Below are 19,441 nucleotides of genomic sequence, written 5' to 3'. Positions count from 1 at the left end.
TATTTTATCCTATATTACTCACTGTTGATACGCTTGGAGTGTCTTCGGGGATCCGTGTTATGATGAGCGCATTATCAAACAGTGATGTAACGGTATGATCCAGCTTTCGACTATTGAACTTATGCGCGGTGGTAAAACACTGCTGAAAAATGCCAGTGCCACCTTATTCCCACAGCACAAAGTGGGTTTAGTCGGGGCCAATGGCTGTGGCAAATCCTCCTTATTTGCTTTGCTCAAATCAGAATTACACCTCGATGCAGGCGAGTTGCAAATTCCGAAAGACTGGTCCATTGCATCTGTCAAACAGGAAACCCCGGCACTGGCTGTCAGTGCACTGGAATACGTGCTGCAGGGTCATCCGGAATACTATGCCCTACGCAGTGCGCTGCACAGTGCCGAAGCCTCCGGCGATGGTGCCGAACAGGCGCGTCTGCATCAGCAGATAGAAGTGGTCGGCGGCTATGGTATTGAAGCCAAAGCGGGAGAGCTATTGCATGGTTTAGGGTTTAGCAATGCACAACTCAGCGATGCCGTGAGCGCTTTTTCCGGGGGCTGGCGAATGCGTCTGAACCTCGCTCAGGCACTGATCCGCGATGCCGACCTGTTACTGCTGGATGAGCCAACCAACCACCTTGATCTCGATGCTGTATACTGGCTGGAACGTTTCTTAAAAGCCTACCAGGGCACGTTAGTGCTGATCTCACACGACCGCGAGTTCCTCGATGCGGTGGTCGATCAGATCTGGCATGTCGACCAGCAACAGCTCAATGTGTATAAAGGCCACTACTCGCAGTTTGAGCGCCAAAAGGCCGAGCGTATGGCGCAGCAACAGGCGTTATACGAAAAACAACAAGCCACCATTGCTCACCTGGAGCAGTTTATTACCCGCTTTAAAGCCAAAGCCAGTAAAGCCAAACAAGCACAAAGCCGGGTTAAAGCGCTGGAGAGGATGGAAAAACTGGCTCCCGCTCATGCCGACTCGCCGTTCAGTTTTGAGTTTAGCAACCCGGACAATATGCCTAACCCACTGATGACACTGGATCAGGCTCAGGCCGGATATGGCGATGTGACTATCTTACACAAGATCAAACTCAACCTGGTGCCAGGCAGCCGCATTGCCCTGCTGGGCCGTAACGGCGCCGGTAAGTCAACGCTGATAAAATTGCTTGCAGGTGAGCTGTTACCACAGGCGGGCGAAGTCTTTCAGCATCAGGGACTGAAAATTGGCTACTTCGCTCAGCACCAGCTGGAGTCGTTGGATCTTTCTGCCAGTGCGGTAACCCACTTACAACGTCTTGATCCTCAGGCCAGCGAGCAATCATTGCGCGATTTTCTGGGGGGATTTGCGTTTAATGGCGACAAAGCGCTGGAGCCAGTCAAACCGTTTTCCGGTGGTGAAAAAGCGCGTCTGGTGCTGGCCATGCTGGTCTATCAAAAGCCTAACCTGTTATTGCTGGATGAGCCAACCAACCACCTGGATCTGGAGATGCGCCATGCGCTGGTAATGGCACTGCAAGGCTTTGAGGGTGCAATGGTCACCGTCTCGCACGACCGCCACATGCTTAAACACACCGCGGACGAATATTACCTGGTTGACCAGGGCGAAGTACGTGCATTTGGCTATGACCTGGATGCCTATTACCAATGGCTGCTCAACGCCAATAAAGAAGCGGTGCGCAAAGACAGCAGTGAAGACAAAGCCCACTCGAGTGTGAACCGTAAAGAGCAGAAACGCCAGGAAGCCGAGTTCCGCAAGGCAGTTCAACCGCTGAAGAAATCGATAGATAAGCTCGAAAAAGAGCTGGATAAGCTCAGCGCTGCCCTTAGCGAAGTGGAAACGGCACTGGCAGACAACGAAATGTACTCAGAGCAAAATAAAGGCAAACTCAGTGAGCTGCTGGCTCAACAGGCCAAGCTGACACCTCAGCTGAATGACACCGAGGAAGCCCTGTTACTGGCGCTTGAAGAGCTGGAAGAGAAACAGGCTCACTTCGAGCAAAGTGGCGAAATATGCTAGATGCCGAAGAGTTCTGGACCTATGCCTGCACACACTATGCCCGTGCAGGTATGCAAAACGCACTACTCACGCTACAAGAGGCCGAACACAAAAATGTGAACCTGATTTTGTTGCTAATGTATCTCGACGAACTCGGTATCACGCTCACAGCTGAGCAGTTTGCAGAACTGTGCACGGAGTGCGAAGCATTTGACCGCTGTGTTTTGCACCCCCAACGTAAAGTACGCGCCATATTGAAGCAACAGCATAAGCACTACCAGGCTTATGCTGAACTGCGTCAGCACATGCTCAAAGCGGAGCTGGCCCAGGAGAAACTGCAACAGACTCTGCTTATCGACTATCTCAATCAACGCCCTCTGCAACAAAACCCGTCACCGGACAATCTAGATCACTACCTGACACCCGCGCAACAAGCCTGCATCCCCGCAAAAACATGATCGGGATCAAGCAATTTACCAAGTCCCGCATAGGCACTGGTGAAACTTGATCTTGATCATATCTGCCTTGTGAGTGCTCGACTAAGATTACCTCATCGACAAATCAGGAGGCACAGACATGAACGTATTCTTCAGAGACTTTTTTACTGACCCAGTGTTATTTCTCTCTTTCGGCATCTTGGGCGTGGTAATCGTACTGTGTTGTTTCTACGTCTACTACTTCATCAAGAAAGTGCAAGAAGCAGAAGTACCTGAGTAACAGTCGACACTCTTTTATGTTATTCGAAACATGTTGTTAAAACGTTAAGCAATTAGTTCCCGTTCTAGAATTAAGCACGACGCACAAAGCACCTTATCAGCCCTGCTGGTCGGGTGCTTTTTATTATACCAATTTCACTTAATACCTGCTTCGAACATTCTTTGGGTTATTTCCCGCAGTTTGATACACTGATCCCATTTCAGGCTCATCATACCAGTCTCGCCAATGTCGCGGACAACACAGGAACAAACCACAATGCTACTCAGGGTATGCGTATGAGCTTCGCCGTTGCAGAGGTATTTACAGGAAATACGAACCACATGTTAAAGCCGTCAGAGTTATCCTTTCAACCCGCCTGGTGGATGCGCAACCGTCACCTGCAAACCATTTTGCCCCGTATGTTCAGGCCAACCCTGAAAGCCGATGTGCGCTATGAGCATCTCGACACACCCGATGATGACTTTTTAGAACTGGCCTGGGCCAATAAAGGGGATCAACAAGCCCCACTGGTTGTCGTGCTACATGGACTGGAAGGCAATATCAATAGTTTCTATGCCAAGGGGCTGCTCCGCGCCCTGACCGCCACCGGGCTGGATGCCGTGTTGATGCATTTTCGCAATTGCTCGCGTCAGGTGAACCGCCAGCCCAGAGCCTATCACAGTGGCGAAACGGGCGACCTAGACTTTTTGCTCCGCACTTTGAGGCAACGTTTTGCAGAGCGCCCAATATACGCCGTGGGATTCTCACTCGGTGGTAATGTACTGGCCAAATATTTGGGTGAACAAGGTCGCAATAGCCTGCTCGATGGTGCTGCCGTGATCTCTGCGCCCTATCATTTGTCTTCTTCCTGTCAGGTGATCCGCAAAAGCTGTTTTAAGCTGTATCAAAAATACTTGCTGGATCGCATGAAGCGCTCGTTCGCCCGCAAGTTTGATCAGATAGAGCACGCCTTACAGATCGGCCGGGATGAGATAAAACAGATCCGCGATCTGTGGCAATTTGATGAGCGGATCACGGCGCCATTACACGGTTTTAAAGGTGCTGAAGATTACTATGCCAAGGCCAGTGCTCAACCCTATCTAAAACAGATAGCCACACCAACCTTGCTGATCCATGCGCAAGATGATCCCATGCTGTCGAGCCGTGCGGTGCCCACTCAGGATCAGATCAGTGATCAGGTTACCCTGGCAGTCTCTCAGCGTGGTGGTCATGTCGGCTTTATTGCTGGCCGTAATCCTTTCAAGCCGGTTTTCTGGCTTGAACAGATTGTACCGGCCTATTTGCATTCATTACTCACTCATCGAGTTTAAAAGAAACTATGATCATTCCATACCAACAACTGGACCCAACCACACTAAGCAACCTGATTGAACATTATGTGCTGCGTGAAGGCACCGATTATGGCGACAGTGAAGTCAGCACCGAGCGCAAGGTCGAACAGGTGCACGCTCAACTCAAATCGGGTGAAGCCTTACTGGTTTATTCAGAGCTACACGAGTCAGTGAATATTGTTTCAAAAGCTCAGTACCACGCCATGCAGACACAGGAATACGACTACGAATAAATGCGGTCAGCCAGCCTGGCTGACCGACAGAATGAATTGTAGATAAGCGCCAACTTGCTACAATCGACACACACTACAAAGAATAATAAGGTCAATCCATGAAGTTACCCGCTACACTCTGCGCACTGGCTTTAAGCCTGTCAAACGCCTATGCCAACGATATTCAGGCGTCTGAACGCGCCAGACACATCGCGAAGCAAAATATTCTGATCGATACTCACATCGACGTGCCCTATCGTATTCTGGAGCACTGGGAAGATGTAACTAAAGCTACCAAAAGCGGCGACTTCGACTACCCTCGCGCTGTGCAAGGCGGCCTGAATGCGCCATTTATGTCGATTTATATTCCCGCTAACCTTGAATTTGAAGGTAAAGGCAAGAGTTACCAGCTGGCAAACCAGCTGATCGACGGGATGGAAGCGCTGGCACAACGTGCTCCAGACAAGTTTGCCATGGCCTACAATACCAAAGACATCTTTCGCCACTTCCGTGAAAAGAAAATCTCTGTCGCTATGGGCATGGAGAACGGCTCGCCTATCGAAGGCGATATGGCCAACCTGAAGCATTTCTTCGACCGGGGTGTGCGCTATATCACACTGGCCCACTCGCAAAGCAACCATATTTCCGACTCATCATACGATATTCGCCGCAAGTGGAAAGGCTTGAGCCCGTTTGGTAAAGAGCTGGTCGCAGAAATGAATAAGATTGGCATGCTGATCGACGTTTCCCATATCTCAGATGCTGCGTTTTATCAGGTAATGGAGTTGTCTAAAGTGCCTGTGATTGCCTCGCACTCATCCTTGCGTAAATACACCCCTGGTTTTGAGCGCAATATGGATGACAGGATGCTTAAAGCACTGAAAAAGAATGGTGGTGTGATTCAGATTAACTTTGGTTCCAGCTTTGTGACCAACAGCTCACGCGCTTGGTACGACCAACGTAATGAGGCAGAAGCGCAGGCCACCAGTCAGGGCAAGAGTAAAACCGATTTCAGAGCGGCTTATCGGGCGAAAAACCCGTTTCCTTTCGCCACCCTAGAACAAGTACTCGATCACATTGACCACGTGGTTAAGCTGATCGGCATCGACCATGTAGGCATTGGTTCGGACTATGACGGTGTTGGTGATTCATTACCTATCGGGCTAAAAGATGTTTCGACGTACCCGAACCTGGTTCAGGGACTGCTAGATCGTAACTACACCGAAGGTCAGATCAAGAAAATCCTCGGCGGTAACACCCTGCGTGTATGGCGACAGGCTGAAGAGTACGCCAAACAGTTTTAACACTGTCTCTACTTTCCTATTTCGGAGGCTGCCCGGCAGCTTCCCGAATTAAACTCTCTCAGTTCAGACTCCACGATATGCGCCCTCAAATTTATACAGAATAACAACAATCAAAAAAACAATTGTTTACAACTGTGCAATTAAAGTGCTAACTTCAATTCGCTAGAAAGGAATTTTTTAACTCTAGTTAAATAAAATCAAATAATAATTTAGTTGTTTAGGGAAATAAAAATGAAACTATCACTACACAAGAAAAGCTTGAAAAAATTGAACGCATCTCAGGATCTTAATCGTGATGCAACACCGAATGTGGCTGGCGGCGATTATAACAACACGCTTACCTGTAGAACGCTATACCCTGGAGGTACTTGCCGTGATACTGTGGATTGTCCATCTGGTGGATGTAACCACTCGGATCTTATGAGCTGCAACAGAACAGATTACAGCTGTCTGTGTTAATGCAGGTCACAGATTCTGACGCGTGTGTGTAAACACACGCATTTAAATACTCACCACACCGAACTAATGCCAAGCCGGGGGCATGGAAAGACATTAACTGCCCAACCCACCACAGATTAGACATAAAATTATGCTGAATGTTACAAAGCTGGATTAATGAAGACAGGTCTTTGAAAACTGATTCGTGAAGAGTAAAGCGACTACCTTTGGCGTTACCACTAAAAAGTGATTTCGGGAGCCTTTGATTTATGAAGAGTGAACCGACGATATTCGACGTTACCACATAAGGAAGTGGTTGCGGGAGCCCTTGATTTATGAAGAGTGAACCGATGACCTTCGGTGTTACCACATAAGGAAGTGGTTGCGGGAGCCCTTGATTTATGAAGAGTGAACCGATGACCTTCGGCGTTACCACATAAGGAAGTGGTTGCGGGAGCCGGATTTGAACCGACGACCTTCGGGTTATGAGCCCGACGAGCTACCAGGCTGCTCCATCCCGCGCCTGTATGTTCAACATTTTACTTCTGTTGAGAGAAGTGATTTCGGGAGCCCTTGGTTTATGAAGAGCGAACCGACGACCTTAGGTCGTTACCACTCATAAAGTGAGTTGCGGGAGCCCTTAATTTATGAAGAGCGAACCGACGACCTTCGGCGTTACCACTCAGAAAGTGGTTGCGGGAGCCGGATTTGAACCGACGACCTTCGGGTTATGAGCCCGACGAGCTACCAGGCTGCTCCATCCCGCGCCTGTATGTACAACGTTTTACTTCTGTTGAGAGAAGTGATTTCTTGAGCCCTTGGTTTATGAAGAGCGAACCGACGACCTTCGGCGTTACCACATAAGGAAGTGGTTGCGGGAGCCGGATTTGAACCGACGACCTTCGGGTTATGAGCCCGACGAGCTACCAGGCTGCTCCATCCCGCGCCTGTATTTTCAGTGTTTTACTTCTACTGAAAGAAGCTGGTAGTCAGATTTGAACCGACGACCTTCGGCGATTTTGGAATTAACGAGCCCTACGAATGATTTATCATTCTGCTCCATCCCGCGCCTGTATATTCAACATTTTACTTCTGTTGAGAGAAGTACCTAAAAAGTCTTTAATGAGGCTTAATTTGCCCTAACTCTTTAAGAGGTCGCTATAATATAGAATTGATTTGATATTGCAAGGTCTTAATCAAGAAAAGGGTGCTAATCGCTCGAAAAGCAATCAAACCATGCTATTTTAACGCTCTAATATGACATTTATTCTCTTTGCGGCCAAAATGACCGCCAGACTATTGCTCTCTTTGATGTGGGTTAATCAGTTTCTGAAATTGCCAGTCGGGATGGCCCATCACAATAAAGTCGGGATTTTCTGTGCTTTCTCTTTGATTGTAGGTCAGTGGATTAAATTCCGCATCGGTAATACAGCCACCCGCTTCTTCTACAATGACCTGAGATGCCCCCGTATCCCACTCACCTGTTGGTCCGACACGTAAAAAACAGTCAGCTTTTCCTTCCGCCACAATACATGCCTTGAGCGAACAGGAACCCAGGGCCACAGTGTCAAAGTGACTATTGAGATACTGGCTCACCGCTTCAATTTTTTGTCTGCGACTGACGGCCAGAGTAAGAGTCCCCTTAGGTGCTACCGAGATGGCTTCATCTCGCCCTTCCATACGCTTGAATGCACCGCCCTTGTGGGTAGCAAAATAGGTCACGCCTTTGGCTGGCCAGTGGATCACGCCAAGTACTGGCTGGTTGTTTTCAATCAGGGCAATATTTACCGCAAAGTCACCACTTTCCAGAATGAACTCACCGGTGCCATCCATCGGATCCAGCAACCAATAGCGCTGCCAGTGTTGACGGCATTCAAGCGGTGGAATGGGGGTTTCTTCGGACATAATCGGCACATCCGGGGCCAGCGCTTGCAACCCCGCTGTCAGCACTTCGTTGGCAGCCAGATCCGCGGCGGTCACCGGTGTATGATCAGATTTTTCCCGTGCACCTATGTCGTCTTGCTGATAGATGGCCATAATCGCCTGCCCGGCCTGCTCAGCCAGGGTGATACAGGGCTCTAAATATGACTGCATTAAGCCTCCGTTGTCAGGTACTGTTGTAGTAATAACAGCGCGGCGACACTACGGGCTTCGGTAAAGTCGGGCTGACTCAGTAACGCTTGCCACTGTGCCAGGGGCCATTTCACTACCACCAGCGGCTCAGGTTCATCACCGGCCAGTTGCTCCGGATATAAATCCTGCGCCACCAAAATGTGCATTCTGGCGTTAAAATAGCTGGGTGCTAGTGATAAGGTTTTCAAATCACAAAACTGCCGAGCGCCAAAGCCAACTTCTTCTTTTAACTCACGGTTTCCCGCTTCGATCGGGGTTTCGCCCGGATCAATCAGCCCTTTTGGAAAACCAAGCTGATAATCATGCGTCCCCGCGCAATATTCTCTAACTAATAGTAGCTCATTTTCAGCCGATATGGGCACTATCATCACTGCCCCCCGGCCGCCGCCACGAACCCGTTCATACTCACGGCGCTCACCATTGGAAAACGATAACGACAGAGATTCAACTGTAAAGAGCTTACTTTTTGCGACAACCTCAGAGGCTAATATCTCAGGGGGAATTGGGTGCTTTTTCTGTGACATAGAGATTATTTTGCTATCATGGCCATTAACCTCATCATAAAGCCTTTACAGGTAAATGCCTATGTTAAATTGGTCAAAGATCGATACTGTGCTGCTGGATATGGATGGCACCTTACTCGACCTGCATTTTGATAATCACTTTTGGCTGGACGTGATCCCCAAAGCCCATGCCATTAAGCAAGGCCTGACATTGGAGCAAGCCCGCGCCGATATCCTTGCACGCTACGAAGCCGTTATAGGACAGATAGAATGGTATTGCCTGGATTACTGGCAACAACAGCTGCAGTTACCCATCATGGAGCTCAAGCGCGAGATCCAACACTTAATTTCGATCCGAGAAGACGTACCGGCATTTTTGCAGGCACTGAAAGACGCTGGGAAAGAGCTGATTTTATTAACCAATGCGCACCCAGACAGTTTGAGCCTCAAAATCGAGCGCACGCAGTTTGACCAGTATCTGGACAAACTCATCTCCACGCATAGCTATGGTGTTAGTAAGGAAAGCCAGCAACTGTGGCAACAGGTTCAGGCGGATCTGGGGTTTGATAAAAATCGGACTTTATTCGTTGATGACAGCCTGGCGGTATTGGCTGCCGCCAAAGAGTATGGCATTGGGCATTTACTGGCCATCGCGAATCCGGATAGTCAGCAACCCCATAAAGAGATCACTGACTATCCAGCCATTTGTGACTATCGCACGTTACTGCCAATCAGCTGATCAGCCCGGATAGCGTGCCTGCAAGCCCTTATAAACAAGCTTTGCAAAGTCTGGATGTTCGGTATCCAGGCTTTTCACCACATCAACCAGATGCTCATTGTCTTCTTTACCTTGCCACTGTTTAATGTAGCTGCCATCTTTATAGCCATGGTCCTGACGGAAGAAGTTCAGCGTATTTTTACCCACGTAACCCCGATATAAATCATCCAGGGTCATGCCAATCTGCTGCATACATCCGGCAAAGGCGGCCGCATTGAAGGTTTTGTCGCCCACCGCTGAAGCAGCAAGCACTTCCAGTGTTGCCTTAAAATCTTCAGCGTATAAAGGTTGTGCCAGCTCGTTCTCCAGCTGTGCCGCCAACGCCTCATAGGCTGTTTCACCATCGATGCGCAAAGACAGGCCAAAGTGGAAAATATCAACCAGCTCAAGGATCACCTGCTCGGTGTCCGGTGTCTGTTTTTTCCACCATTTCCAGCCATAGTGATCCAGCATTTCTGCACACTCAACCCAGATGGCGCGATACCATTCAAACCCCTGGCTGAACCATTGCTCATGCACTTTGGTATTCATGGCGTTTTGCATTTCCAGCATCACAACCAGCTTCGCACTATTCGCAGACATATTTGCGCTCTCACTCTCACTATTCAGTCAAAGCGCTATGATACCCACACAGTGGCATAATTACCACGATGAGCCACAATGAAAGCTTTTCTGCGCTGTCCCGTTCTATTAGGGTTCATACATCTATTTTTGAGGTTTTACATGCGATCCTTACTTGTTGCGTTCACACTGACTGTTACTCAGTTGCTGTCCTTTTCTGCGTCTGCTGCGCAAGCCACTAACATTAGTGAGCACCCGGAGCAGGTTGCGCCTATACTGCCAGGCCTGACGGCGCCGACTTTAACCCTGCAGGACAACAACGCCAAAGCTGTTGATTTAGGAGAACTGTATCAAGACAAAACTACGGTATTGGTGGTTTATCGCGGTGGCTGGTGCCCCTACTGCTCACGTCAGCTGGCTGGATTGCAGAAAATTGAAAAGCAGATTGTTGAACTGGGCGCACAGATAGTGGCGGTTTCACCCGACAGCCCAGAGGCACTCAGTAAAAGTAACATCAGCTCCCCCAGCTATCGATTGCTCTCTGACGATCAACTGGCGTTAACACAGGCACTTGGACTGGCTTATTTCCTGGATGACAAAACGGCTAAAGCCTACCGCGACCGCATGGGCGTGCAGTTTGTGGATCTGGATGGCAAAAACAGAGTAGCACTGCCTGTGCCCGCTGTGTTTGTGATTGATAAGGCAGGCCTGGTACAGTTCCAGTACGCCAACCCCAATTACAAAGTACGTTTGGAAGAAAGTGTATTACTGGCCGCGGTCCGTGCCGCCAGTAATCTAAAATAATACCCAGCGGGCGAGCATACGCGCCCGCCGTGGACTACCTATTTTCCAGTCGGTTGTAATCGAACAACCCATACTCCACTCCCCGGGTTTCGCGGGCAATACGATGCAGTAAATCACTGTATTGCCAGAACTGCGGATGCGTTCTGCGGATCCCGAAGGTGGCTTTCAGCGTTCGATAATCGGACTCAGTGCGCACATCACTGAGTTGCTGCACAAAGGCATCTATGTGTGCCTGATTCGGCAGGTGCCAGATGGCCTCCGGATAGTCACCGATAAACCCGGGGACTAAGGTCGCGGTATCTTCCTGATAGGCGCGCTGCCCCTCTTCGTTTAACAAGCTGGAAATATTAAAGTGTGCATTATGATGGATCAGTGTATAGGGCTGATGGGCACCTTTGGCATCGACAGCCAGAATAAAAGACACCTGCGGCAACTGATTGATCGCCCCCACTGGCAATTCATTGAGGGGCTGCAGCGCAGTTGGCACAGCAGTGTAGTCATAGGCTTCATTCAACACTGGTTTCAGGTGTGCTTTTAACATGTCATACAGCTCAGCCTGCGGATCGTCGCTTTGGTAGCGGATCCCAGAAGGGGCACCCAGTAATGACTTGCGATTGATAAATTCACTGAGGCTCAGATGTGACTGGCGATACCAGTGCTGCTTAATGCGCTGACGATGGCTCAGCGGTAGCAAGTTCAGAAAGTTCTGCTCTCCTTCAAGGCGCAGAAAATCCATGTATAGCCGGGTCACCAGCTGATGGCCAATATTGCCATATACGTCAAACCCTGCAACCAGCAAATAATGGATCCGCTCAAACAGGGCATAGTCCAGCACCCAGGTGGTTTTAGGTGCCTGACCGATAAACCCTTTCACCACTGTGGCACTGTCAAAATGGCGGAAAATGGTCAGTGCTGCATTCTGATTGTGCCCATCCCCTTGCCAGATCAGATCCATATTAAGTCGCTTGCCATCAGCAAACACCTGATTGGCTAAGGCTGTTTTGGCTTCAAGATAGTCATGCTGACGCTTGGCATATTTAGCCCAACTTGACAAAGGCAGCACATTGCTTTGCTCAGCGGCGGGCAAGATAAGGTCGTCGTCATGTCGGGTCAACAACTGCTCGACGGCCGGCGAGGCATTTTTCTCGGGGTCTACAAAGGCCACCCAGAAATGGTCATTGATCACATTCAGGGCTATCTGGCCGCGACACACCGGGCCCTTAATAAAGCCTTTAACGATCAGCTCAGCCTCATCGAGCATAAACTGATAACGCGATTTAACCGGGATCGCCGCAAACACCTTAAAAGGGTTGGCAGCCAGCTTAGGCGCATAACCTGGTAACTGTGCCACCTCATATTCACTACGGATAAACTGGGCCTGCAAACGCGCCAGTTTATCGTCATCCAGTGCCAGTGGCATATGGGTTTTAGATAAAATGGAGCTGCGCACCTGCATCAACCTATAGTAGACCCGAGAGACTTTAGGGTCATCGAATGGTCTGACCGTTGCAATCAGCTCAATGGGTTCCCCAGGGGGCGTCTTTGAACGCACCAGAGTAAAAAACGAAGGCGCTTCCAGACGATTAAAGTAGATGTGTGCCAGATACCAGTGTTCGTAAATATAGCGGGCAGCAAGACGGGTTTTATTGTCATCCTGATTTAAGAAGCTTTCCCACTTCGCAACGTGCTTTAGCTCTGCGTCACTGGGTGGCACAATTTGGCTCATAGGCGAACCTTGTTTGATCCACTCAGAAAGCTGGGCAAATTCGCTGTTAGTCAGCGCAGGCAAGCCATATGGCATGCCTGCATGGGGTTGCTCCTGAGCGTACTCAGGGTATTCGTCCATGGTCGGGCAGGTTTGTGCCCTGTCCAATGAAAAATCGTAGTGATCCGGCAATAACCCTTGCTGGGCAAACGGCTGCGTTTGCTTGAGTAACAAACTGTTGTACAGCACGCTGCCGTTGAGGTTGGCATACTCAGTTTGCACTCGCTCATTGAGAATGGGCGTGAAGCCCTTGTCACGCCATTGTGCCGTGGTTTGCGCATCAAACAGCAAACGGGTTGGCGACTCGGCCAGCAGACGAGTACCGTCGTATACACGGGTTTTACTTACTCCCCGATCAATGCCCTCAGGTGAACTCAGCTTGAGCTGACAGGGAGCATCGTAGCAACCATGGCAAACCACACATCGCGTATCCAGGATTGGTTTTATGTCACTCAGATAACTGGCACCCTGTTGCGCTGATTGGGGTTGCATGCGCTGCTGTGTTTGCTGCGGCCCAAACAGGTCGTCGTAGTGGTTAACACCTAATGCCACACAGCCACTTAATAAGGTGACTATGCCAACCAATATCCAGCCGGATCTACGCATTATGCGCCCTCTTCGTCATCTTCATCATCCAGCCCCAGGTCAAACGTGGGCATCATTTCCATGGGCGGAGAGACAAACATCGCCTGACTTTCGCAACTTAACACGGCGCTCAGTACTGGGCCATGGTTGAGCAGCAACTGCGCCTGATGGCCCTGGCTCAGAACTTCAGCCACTTGCTGCTCAATATTGCTGATCTGATACCCCTCAAGTGGAATGCTAACACTTTGCTCAGGCGCTGGATTCTGGCACAAGTTCGCCAGCAGGTTGGCATCCAGAATGACTTCTAATGTCAGATCTGGCTGCCCCATATCCCGCTCGGCCAGATTATCGTCCAGTTTAAACAAAGGCAGGTTCAGTGGGGTGTTTTCTTGAAGTTCCATGAAAGTTAGCTCATTTATGCAAATACCTGCCGCAAGTTTAGCACAACTTTGCTAGTCAAAGGTGTCCCGCTTACCAGGGCAGGCGATCACCATTGGAGTGCCAGAACCCACCACTGGTCTCAAGCGTCAGCTCATCGATGCGCTTAACCAAGCGTTGGGCCGCTTCAGAAGGCGAGATATCACCGGCATAGTTGACCATTTCAGTTTGTACAAACCCGGGGTGAAGCAGCGCCACCGATACTCCACGCGGTTTTAGCTCATGTGCCAGGCTAACACCCGCCGCATTTAAGGCCGCTTTAGACATCCGGTAGCCAATATAGGCACCCGAACCATTATCTGCAATAGAGCCCATACGACTGGTGATCATTGCCACCTTACTTCCTTCAGGCAGATTGCCCTGTAACGCATGCGTTACCCGTACCGGTGCAACGGCATTGACCATGAGCTGCTTCTCCAGCGTTGCAAAATCCATTTGGGCAAGTGACTCGTTACGGAAAATACCGGCATTATTAATCAGAATATCTATCTTCTGATTTGTAAGCGCAGTTGATAAAGTCTCGATATCTTCTGGCACGCTAACATCAATGCCCTCAATAACAGTAACATCCAAAGACTTTAATGCTTCGGAGCGACGACGTACCACCGCCGTGACCTGATCACCGGCAGCTAAGTATTGTCGGCATAATTCCAGGCCAATCCCGCGATTTGCGCCGGTGATCACCACATGTTTTGACATATCTTCCTCCTCATTTGAGCACCTTCGCTCATATTGGCATGACGACCATTCTATAGATTACGGCGATTACTTTCAGCCCTGGCAGGTTCTGCTACTTTTATAGAGTGTCAGTTTAGGGAGTACAGTCTTGCCAAACTACCTGCTCGTGCTTGCTTTGCTATGGCTGCCTGTAGTTCAGGCAAACACCTATCGTGTTAATGTCAGTGAGGCCCTGTCATACAGCCTGGGACAACAACAAATCACCGCAATGTTCACTGCGATATACGCCCCCGTGGGCATTCGCCCTGAGTTTGAATTCCTGCCCAGTGAACGAGGCCTGCAGTTGGTGAATGATGGGGAGCTGGATGCGGAAGCCGGGCGTGTCGGGTTAGTTGGTGCGCGTTATCCAAATTTAATTGCTGTGCCAGCGCCTCTGAGTGAACTCAGGCTCATGCTGTTATGTACGGCGCCGAAGCACTGTGAATTGTCCAATGAAACAGACTTAGCGATTATCGCCGGCAACTTAATTGCCGTATGGTATTGTGAGCAACACCAGCTCAACTGCAATCCGGTGCAAAACAATATTTCGGCCTATCAGGCTCTGAGCCGTGGTCGTATAAGTCGCATCCTGGTTACCGACAAATATGCTCTGGGTTCGTTGTGTGAGTCTGGCTTGTCGACTCTGTATAGTAAAGTTGCCGACGAAAGTACTTTTACCGTGTACCACTATGTCCATAAGAAACACCGTGCTTTGGTGCCAAAACTCAGTGCTCGCATTAAAGCCATCAGAAAAAATGGTGAACTCAAACACTATGTCTCACGGCTGCAAAATGCCTTTGCTCGCTGCCAGGGGCAACTTATCTCTCTGGACTAATGCCCGGATAGCAAAGGCGTTCTGGTGACGTCTGATTAGGGCTCAATCTCATGCATAACAGACTGAATAACGGAAAAAACCGCCCCCTGAGGGTCAGTGATCACAGCAAAGCGACCAACCTGAGGAATATCTGTTGGTGGTACACACACCTGACCACCGAGCTCTTTGGCTTTCGCTGCCATTGCATCACAATCTAGCACCGCAAAATAAGTCATCCAGTGCGCCGGGATCTCATCTCCCCACTCCTCGGTCATCTGCAGCATGCCTGCAACCACCGTATCGCGTGCGCTAAACAACACATAATCCATACCTTCCATGGGTTTATCTTGCGCCTGCCACCCTAACAATGCGCTGTAAAACGCCCTGCTTTTTTGACTATTACGTGTTGCCAACTCATGCCAATAGGGCACATTGGCTTCCAGTTCACGCTTACAGCCAATGTGCTCTTTAGCCTGCCACAGCGCAAAATGCGCGCCTTCTGCGGGCTCCCGCAACATGACCATCCTGCCAGCTGACGGCACATCATGTGGGCCGGCAATAATCTCTGCGCCGAGTGCAACGGCTCGCTCTGCCATTTCATCCACATTGTCCACTGCGATGTAGCTAAGCCACTGACTTTGCGCTCCCGCTTCTTTTTGTTGCGGCATCATCTGATACATAGCAGCAATATCATCATTGTGCTTTTGCAGCATAGTATAGTAGGCGCCCTCGCCAATCGACTGATCCTCAAAGCCCCAATTAAATAACTGTGTATAAAAAGCTTTCGCTTCCTGCCAGTTACTTGAACACAATTCAGTCCAGCAAAAAGTGCCAGCCCTGTTATTGGAAATTAATGCCATAAATACACCCATCAATAAAAATGTCAGTTACCGATTAAGTGAAGCACTGGATACACAATAGGGCAATAATTAAGTCACCTTACGATTAGTAGTGCTGAACAAACTGTATGCCCACTTCGTGGTTTTCGAAGGTACTATTGCGCTCTAGCTTATAAGACAGGTTGAGCATGCTGTCCTGCGTCTTAAACCAGCTAAAGGAAGCATTTAGATAGTTGCTGCGACTTGCCTGAGAGACGGCGCCACTGGTTGTACCTAGCTCCAGCGTAAACTTACTGTCAACCAATAAATCCGCAGTCAAGCCTGCAATGGCTTTGATATACCCTCGGGTATGACGCACATCTGATGTCAAACCGCCACCCAGCATCCAATAACCTAATACATCCCGATGTAACTGATACGATTTGCCGGCAAGACCTGAGAGTTCCAGCAACGGTTTTTCGTCTAGCTGATGAGTTTTATGCGGCCGATAACCAAAGTAAACTTCCGATGATAATTGTGAAAAGGCAGGCAAAGAAGCAGCCAGAGAACGCGCTTTGTACAAGGTTAACTCGTCCAGACTAACACTTTGTGCATCGACATCATAAGCCAGTACGGTATAACCCATTTGCAACTCGGATTCAGACAGGTACTGACGGGTATCACTCTGCAAAAAGTGACCTGCTGGCAACCAGCCTAATTTTACGACATCATGACCGTTTCTTTGTCTGGCATACCGCAGATCGAAAGATGAATCTTGGGGCGCTTTAGTCGGCATCTTATGATGCATAAGGTTCAGCTGATGTTGATCGACTTCATCAAGAAGCTGTTCATAAGCCCTCCCACTAAGTTCAGGCCCAGAAATATACTTGAAGGATTTCGTCAGGTACTCTTTTTCAAGGGGGGAGAGTGAGATTTGGGCCATCTCCGCGGGATTGTTTTCTAATAACCTATTCAACCTGGCAAGGTTAGAAGCCGGTAACTCATCTGAAATGGCATGCACAAGCCATAAGTCGGATGCGTCGACATAGATAGTATCCACTTGCTGGTGCTTTTTAGCCGCTTTGACAACATCCAGCGGTGACACAATGCCGCCTTTTTCAGCCAGGATATCCGTGTTCAGCAGTGCCAGCAGTTCAAGTGTCATAGTGGCGCAATTGTAAGACTGGAAATAGTATACCAGCTCTTTGCCCTTAAGCTCCCACAAATGCAGCTGGAGTAGAGATAACTTTTCTGGTTGTGCCTTTAGTTTATACTGCCATAAACTGCGTTGTTCAACATCACGGTATTTAACCAAATCTTTAGCAAAAGGACGTACGGAGAAGAAACCGGGCATACCAGTATAAGTACTCTCAACCAGCAGTTTAAATGGGTTGAACGTGGTAATTTCTGTGAAATAAGCCAAAGAGTGGGCTACATCTGTCCCTTTGTGGTTTTTACCTTCAGCTTTGAAAAAGATGTGCCCCATCATACTGGATGCAGACGTCACAACTTCAGAAGCAAAAACCAGGGTTAATGAATCGAAGGGCACATAATCCAGAAACTGCTTTAACTCTGGGCAATGTTGCACAACATCAGCAGGGAGTACTCGACCAGTCGCTTGCGCTATTAAAGTCACCCGCGCAGGAAACTGGCAGTAAGCCCGGTTGATGTCTTCGTCCATCAGCAGCCGTGTTTTATCTAATTCTGCTTTTGCTGAAAAGCGGCCAGATTGAGTGGATAGAATGAAATGAGGGTCTGTGATCTGAGGCGCGCCATTACCGTCAAGATGTAATAACAGATGCCAGTGTTTTGATTGCGCAAGGCGCTCCAGTGACTCCGTGGTACTCGCGGTAACCTGAACAGAGAATAAAAAAAAAGCTGTTATAAAACAGCTTATTATTTGTTTCATACTTGAACTACAGCTTAGTTATCACACTGGATTTCTACGCTATCCGCATAGTCCCACATTTTACCAGTAGAGGCATCTGTGGTTGAACCTAGCAGACCACCAAGAATGACATTACCGAAGAATGCAGGTGCTACTTTTTTCTGTACTGGTGTTTCCGCAGCACAGCCCGCAGCGGTTGTTCTGATCACTTTGTCCTGACCGTTTCTCAGTACCTGAATGCTACCAGGAGTATCAGATTTATTGCCATCAGCACTCACTTCAACAGTTTTACCTGTGTTGGTAGTTACCTGAATAGTTTGTACATCAGAGGTCACAATACTTGCACAGCCAGATAACATAACTAGTGCGGCAGCAGGGATAATTGAGTATTTCATTTCCATTTATCTTTATATTAAAAAACCTACTAAAATTATACATATAGGTACAATTATGTCAATTTAAATGTTCATTATACATTCAGGAAAAGCAAATAACCGAACGATTTTCCACCAAGAAATTCAACACTCAAATACCAATCACTTTCACACTCGCAACATTCACAATCAATGTTTAATGATTGTAAATATAAAAATCAAAAATGATTTTAAAATCAATAATATTAATCATAGCACTTTGCAGTCACATTAAAAAATATCTAACTAACTATTAATATTTACCTGCGTGATTCTTCATTGCTCACAAAGATATTTATCTCTTTGCATTGGCCATGCTCTCGTGCAAAAGGCGAACAATGAACGACAAAAGTATCTGGCATATTTTTGAACAGCTGTGCTGGCTCGCAGAGCGCAAGGCTAGAGCAATTATCGAGATGCGCGATGGACGCCGCTACATGGATGTACTTCCAAACAGAACTATCCATTCTCATATTTCAGGTATTAAAAAAGGCCACACTCTTAATTAGAGAACGGCCTTTTTTACAATGCTTATTGCATCACTACTGTTGATTACACAACGATTGTAGCTACAAGCACCTACATTACCCTGTGGAAGGCGCTACCTATCGTGCAAAGGGTAATGACACAGTGCTTGCACTGGCATTTCCTTTGCGCAAGGGCGACGAATGAACGACAAAAATATCTGGAATATTTTTGAACAGCTACGCTGGCTCGAAGAGCGTAAGGCAGGAAGCCTGGAGTCACCACCGCTTCTCAGCACGAGGAGGTGAGCGCACGGATGCGCGATGGGCGTCGCTACATAGATGTACTTCCACACCGCATTTTCCATCGCCATACTTCAGGCATTAAAAAAGGCCACCGAAGTGACCTTTTTTTATAATGCTTATTGCATTAACTAAAGTCGATATTACTCAACGATAGTTGCAACTAGCACCAACATTACCCTGTAGAGAGAGCCACCTATAGTGCAAAGGATAATGACACAGTGCTTGCACTGGCATTTCCTTTGCGCAAGGTGAAGTGAGCCAGTTTAACTGAACTCGCTACTTTTCTCATACTTCAGGCATTAAAAAAGGCCGCACCTTTTACAAGGAAACGACCTTTTCACAGTGTTACTGCAATCTGTAGATTATTCTACGATTGTAGCTACAACACCAGCACCAACTGTACGGCCACCTTCACGGATCGCGAAACGTAGACCTTCGTCCATCGCGATTGGAACG

General features: G+C 48.5%; 20 protein-coding genes, 3 tRNA genes and 1 pseudogene. 11 read left to right on the top strand and 13 right to left on the bottom strand.

Annotated features, from left to right (window positions below; translation table 11 throughout):
- Window positions 1-94: 94 nt before the first annotated feature.
- The 7 genes from NH568_RS22100 to NH568_RS24125 all read left to right on the top strand — a co-directional run bounded on the left by NH568_RS22100 (window position 95) and on the right by NH568_RS24125 (window position 5,984).
- A complete protein-coding gene (locus NH568_RS22100) occupies window positions 95-2,017 on the top strand; it encodes an ATP-binding cassette domain-containing protein (protein ID WP_253110352.1) in 1,923 nt (640 codons plus the stop codon).
- Window positions 2,011-2,454: a TIGR02444 family protein gene (locus NH568_RS22095; protein ID WP_253110349.1), complete on the top strand. Its 444-nt coding sequence runs from the start codon at window positions 2,011-2,013 to the stop codon at window positions 2,452-2,454. The genes NH568_RS22100 and NH568_RS22095 overlap by 7 nt, the downstream gene beginning before the upstream one ends.
- 118 nt (window positions 2,455-2,572) lie before the next feature.
- A complete protein-coding gene (locus NH568_RS22090; RefSeq protein WP_010386996.1) occupies window positions 2,573-2,713 on the top strand; it encodes a DUF3149 domain-containing protein in 141 nt (46 codons plus the stop codon).
- 320 nt (window positions 2,714-3,033) lie between these two features.
- On the top strand, window positions 3,034-4,023 hold the full coding sequence (locus NH568_RS22085; protein WP_253110419.1) for a hydrolase: 990 nt from the start codon (window positions 3,034-3,036) through the stop codon (window positions 4,021-4,023).
- A gap of 8 nt (window positions 4,024-4,031) precedes the next feature.
- Complete coding sequence (locus NH568_RS22080) at window positions 4,032-4,277, top strand: YheU family protein (RefSeq protein ID WP_253110346.1); 246 nt, start codon at window positions 4,032-4,034, stop codon at window positions 4,275-4,277.
- 98 nt (window positions 4,278-4,375) lie between these two features.
- Window positions 4,376-5,560, top strand: coding sequence for a dipeptidase (locus NH568_RS22075; protein ID WP_253110343.1), 1,185 nt, complete (start codon window positions 4,376-4,378; stop codon window positions 5,558-5,560).
- Between the two features lie 292 nt (window positions 5,561-5,852).
- The gene (locus tag NH568_RS24125; protein ID WP_290444418.1) at window positions 5,853-5,984 is read left to right on the top strand and encodes a hypothetical protein; all 132 of its coding nucleotides are present in this window, start codon (window positions 5,853-5,855) and stop codon (window positions 5,982-5,984) included.
- A 459-nt stretch (window positions 5,985-6,443) separates the two neighbouring features.
- On the opposite strand, the gene NH568_RS22070 is transcribed toward NH568_RS24125, so the two are convergent.
- The 5 genes from NH568_RS22070 to nudE all read right to left on the bottom strand — a co-directional run bounded on the left by NH568_RS22070 (window position 6,444) and on the right by nudE (window position 8,655).
- Window positions 6,444-6,520 (bottom strand) — tRNA-Met (locus tag NH568_RS22070).
- A 168-nt stretch (window positions 6,521-6,688) separates the two neighbouring features.
- Window positions 6,689-6,765: transfer RNA gene (locus tag NH568_RS22065), tRNA-Met, on the bottom strand.
- Window positions 6,766-6,867: 102 nt separating this feature from the next.
- Window positions 6,868-6,944 (bottom strand) — tRNA-Met (locus NH568_RS22060).
- 350 nt (window positions 6,945-7,294) lie between these two features.
- Window positions 7,295-8,092, bottom strand: coding sequence for a 3'(2'),5'-bisphosphate nucleotidase CysQ (gene cysQ / locus NH568_RS22055; protein ID WP_253110339.1), 798 nt, complete (start codon window positions 8,090-8,092; stop codon window positions 7,295-7,297).
- The gene (gene nudE, locus NH568_RS22050) at window positions 8,092-8,655 is read right to left on the bottom strand and encodes an ADP compounds hydrolase NudE (protein ID WP_054017716.1); all 564 of its coding nucleotides are present in this window, start codon (window positions 8,653-8,655) and stop codon (window positions 8,092-8,094) included. The genes cysQ and nudE overlap by 1 nt, the downstream gene beginning before the upstream one ends.
- A gap of 61 nt (window positions 8,656-8,716) precedes the next feature.
- Here nudE and yrfG point away from each other — a divergent pair, with 61 nt between their 5' ends.
- Complete coding sequence (gene yrfG / locus NH568_RS22045; RefSeq protein WP_253110336.1) at window positions 8,717-9,373, top strand: GMP/IMP nucleotidase; 657 nt, start codon at window positions 8,717-8,719, stop codon at window positions 9,371-9,373.
- On the opposite strand, the gene NH568_RS22040 is transcribed toward yrfG, so the two are convergent.
- Window positions 9,374-9,994 carry a dUTP diphosphatase gene (locus NH568_RS22040; RefSeq protein WP_253110323.1) on the bottom strand — a complete coding sequence of 207 codons (621 nt, stop codon included), beginning with the start codon at window positions 9,992-9,994 and terminating at the stop codon, window positions 9,374-9,376. It lies immediately after the preceding gene.
- Window positions 9,995-10,135: 141 nt separating this feature from the next.
- Between NH568_RS22040 and NH568_RS22035 the strand changes: the two genes are divergently transcribed.
- On the top strand, window positions 10,136-10,777 hold the full coding sequence (locus tag NH568_RS22035; RefSeq protein WP_253110320.1) for a peroxiredoxin-like family protein: 642 nt from the start codon (window positions 10,136-10,138) through the stop codon (window positions 10,775-10,777).
- Between the two features lie 34 nt (window positions 10,778-10,811).
- Here NH568_RS22035 and NH568_RS22030 read toward each other — a convergent pair whose 3' ends face one another.
- The 3 genes from NH568_RS22030 to NH568_RS22020 all read right to left on the bottom strand — a co-directional run bounded on the left by NH568_RS22030 (window position 10,812) and on the right by NH568_RS22020 (window position 14,264).
- On the bottom strand, window positions 10,812-13,148 hold the full coding sequence (locus NH568_RS22030; protein WP_253110315.1) for a fatty acid cis/trans isomerase: 2,337 nt from the start codon (window positions 13,146-13,148) through the stop codon (window positions 10,812-10,814).
- Window positions 13,148-13,528, bottom strand: a complete 381-nt coding sequence (locus NH568_RS22025; protein WP_253110312.1) for a hypothetical protein — start codon at window positions 13,526-13,528, stop codon at window positions 13,148-13,150. The genes NH568_RS22030 and NH568_RS22025 overlap by 1 nt, the downstream gene beginning before the upstream one ends.
- A 70-nt stretch (window positions 13,529-13,598) precedes the next feature.
- Entirely contained in the window at window positions 13,599-14,264 is a 666-nt protein-coding gene (locus NH568_RS22020; RefSeq protein WP_253110309.1) for an SDR family oxidoreductase, read from the bottom strand.
- A 127-nt stretch (window positions 14,265-14,391) separates the two neighbouring features.
- Between NH568_RS22020 and NH568_RS22015 the strand changes: the two genes are divergently transcribed.
- A complete protein-coding gene (locus tag NH568_RS22015) occupies window positions 14,392-15,117 on the top strand; it encodes a hypothetical protein (protein ID WP_253110290.1) in 726 nt (241 codons plus the stop codon).
- A gap of 35 nt (window positions 15,118-15,152) precedes the next feature.
- Here NH568_RS22015 and NH568_RS22010 read toward each other — a convergent pair whose 3' ends face one another.
- The 3 genes from NH568_RS22010 to NH568_RS22000 form a co-directional block, all read right to left on the bottom strand.
- Window positions 15,153-15,956 carry a VOC family protein gene (locus NH568_RS22010; protein ID WP_253110287.1) on the bottom strand — a complete coding sequence of 268 codons (804 nt, stop codon included), beginning with the start codon at window positions 15,954-15,956 and terminating at the stop codon, window positions 15,153-15,155.
- Window positions 15,957-16,041: 85 nt separating this feature from the next.
- On the bottom strand, window positions 16,042-17,823 hold the full coding sequence (locus NH568_RS22005; protein WP_253110284.1) for a DUF4105 domain-containing protein: 1,782 nt from the start codon (window positions 17,821-17,823) through the stop codon (window positions 16,042-16,044).
- A gap of 14 nt (window positions 17,824-17,837) precedes the next feature.
- Window positions 17,838-18,197 carry an adenosine deaminase gene (locus NH568_RS22000; RefSeq protein WP_253110281.1) on the bottom strand — a complete coding sequence of 120 codons (360 nt, stop codon included), beginning with the start codon at window positions 18,195-18,197 and terminating at the stop codon, window positions 17,838-17,840.
- 356 nt (window positions 18,198-18,553) lie between these two features.
- Here NH568_RS22000 and NH568_RS21995 point away from each other — a divergent pair, with 356 nt between their 5' ends.
- Window positions 18,554-18,724 (top strand): hypothetical protein, encoded by a 171-nt coding sequence (locus NH568_RS21995; RefSeq protein ID WP_253110278.1) that lies wholly within the window; start codon window positions 18,554-18,556, stop codon window positions 18,722-18,724.
- A 623-nt stretch (window positions 18,725-19,347) separates the two neighbouring features.
- Here the strand turns inward: NH568_RS21995 and NH568_RS21990 are convergent.
- Window positions 19,348-19,441: pseudogene (locus NH568_RS21990) on the bottom strand (elongation factor Tu); the annotation flags it as partial.

Origin of the sequence: Pseudoalteromonas sp. XMcav2-N (assembly GCF_024124545.1) — a bacterium.
Lineage (GTDB): Bacteria > Pseudomonadota > Gammaproteobacteria > Enterobacterales > Alteromonadaceae > Pseudoalteromonas.
Note: the sequence above shows the minus strand (reverse complement) of the source record. Positions and strands in the feature narration are given on the sequence as shown.